At 57.0% G+C, this 1906-nt stretch carries 1 protein-coding gene; it reads right to left on the reverse strand.

Features of this window, described 5'->3' with window-relative positions:
* Positions 1-287: 287 nt before the first annotated feature.
* Positions 288-1607, reverse strand: a complete 1320-nt coding sequence (locus RR842_RS14470; RefSeq protein ID WP_332730277.1) for an IS4 family transposase — start codon at positions 1605-1607, stop codon at positions 288-290.
* Positions 1608-1906 lie beyond the last annotated feature (299 nt).

Here is a 1906-nt window from a genome sequence, read left to right on the forward strand (position 1 = left end):
GCAAGTTGGCCCATACACTGGGTGACCTGCCCAGAAACGCGGCCTCGCCGTTTTTCTCGCAGGTGTGACCCAATGTCATTCAGTTAAGCACCCCTCCTCCTTGACCGGGGGTAGGTTGAGAGGGTATTTCGCCGCGACGATTCAGCTTCGGGCTTCCTGAGAGCGAGTTGTGTGCGCACCTGCTTCGAATATATGGCATTTATGCTGCTTTCGGGCGCAGCGGCCCCGGTCCCTTCGCAAGGACCGAAAGCTACACTATGATTGCCCTACGTCGGCATCGCCTCGCCTTAGGCAGGGCGATATATCTGGCCTGACGGGGAACGGAGCCTATGCCTTCTATGGAAGGACCGGCCGGATCTGACAGGCGATGTCGATCCGGCCACGAGCTCCTCGACGTCTGGCCCCCGCGCACGACCGCGCAGAAAGGCACAGCATGCTCGCGCCGCATCGGCGAAGTTTACCTTGTGCGCGTGCTTCGACCCGCGTTTGCAGGTGATCTCGGGCAGTTCTGCTACGTAGAGGGCTATCGCTGTGCAGAAGTCGTAGAGGATCATGCGCGCGAATATCTCCTGGGCAACCCATAGCCCCCTTTTCGAGTGCAGCTCGGTTGCGCCAACGTTGAGCTTGAGCTTTCGAAACGACGTCTCGATACCCCACCTGAGCCGGTATATCTCCTTTATCTCAGAAGGATCGAACTTGTCTGCGGGCAGGTTCGTGACGACGTTCTCGAAACCCTTCCCGACAGGGAAGCGCACGACGCGCAGCGCCATCTCGTACTCAGGCGAATCTTTCGAGAGGTAATCAAAGTTGATATCGCGACTGACGAGCCGGTAGTCGTCGGCCCTCTGCGGCTGCGATCTCTTTGATTTCGCCTGGGAATGACTGAGCACCAAGCGCACCTCTTTATCCAACTCATCAGGCAGCTCGCCTGAGCGCAGCATGCGCTTGACATTTATATCTTTCGCCCTTATCACGAAGAAAAGGGATGCTTCTGCGATATGGGCGAACACGTTGTAGCTCGCAAACCCCCGGTCGGCGACGAAGATGGACTTGCCTGCGCGATCCCACGCATCGACCATCTGGCACATCCCAGCGAACTCGTCTTTCTCCCGTCCGTTTTGCACGACAGTGTCCACGTAGATACCGGTCATCATGTCACAGAGCGCAACTGCGTGCATTAGGTTGTGTCCCCGTGTATCCGCCCTGTTCTCGTGGAAAGTGCGCAGATCGGAGGGATCAGGGCCGAAACAGAAGCTCGACCCGTCGCAGGCCACCAGGGAGTATCCGCCGCGATAAGCTCCCAGTTCGAAGCGAGACGAGAACGTCCGCAGCAGATGGCGCAGGGCACCGTCTGAGAGCTTTGAGCGCTGCTGGCAAAACGCCGACTTGGACGGCTTGCGCTTGGGGTCGTAGTCGAAGTAGCCCATCAGCTCGTGCGAGAGAGATCCCGTGCCCATCGAGACGAGTAAGCCGATCAGATCGGAGAACCCGAGTTTGCGCTTGCGGGTGAAGTCGCGACCGGGATGAACGGCGTAGTCGCCAACATGCGCAGCCATTTCGGCTATGTCGGACTCGAGCATCGCCTTTATTCGGGACGGATAGTCCATGGAAGCCTCCTTGCGGTGAAGAGCGTTATTTCCTCACCGCAATGGGTCTTCTCTTTGGCTTGGCAAAGAGAAGACCTCAAATCTGAGGCCTCCTGTCAAGATTTATTTTCTAAAGTGTGCGCGCCTCATAGCAATTCCATTTCTTTGTTACACCCCCAGGCAGCATGAGAGGGCTATTCCCTAACTGAATGACATTGCCGTATGAACCGTTACGCCGAATGCTCATGGGTGCGCGACTGCGAGGTCATGGTGATAATTTCTAAGACCGGTGGAGGAAAGAGCTTTTTGAGCCAAGCCTT

This window comes from Gordonibacter sp. (assembly GCF_036667095.1).
Classification (GTDB): Bacteria; Actinomycetota; Coriobacteriia; order Coriobacteriales; family Eggerthellaceae; genus Gordonibacter.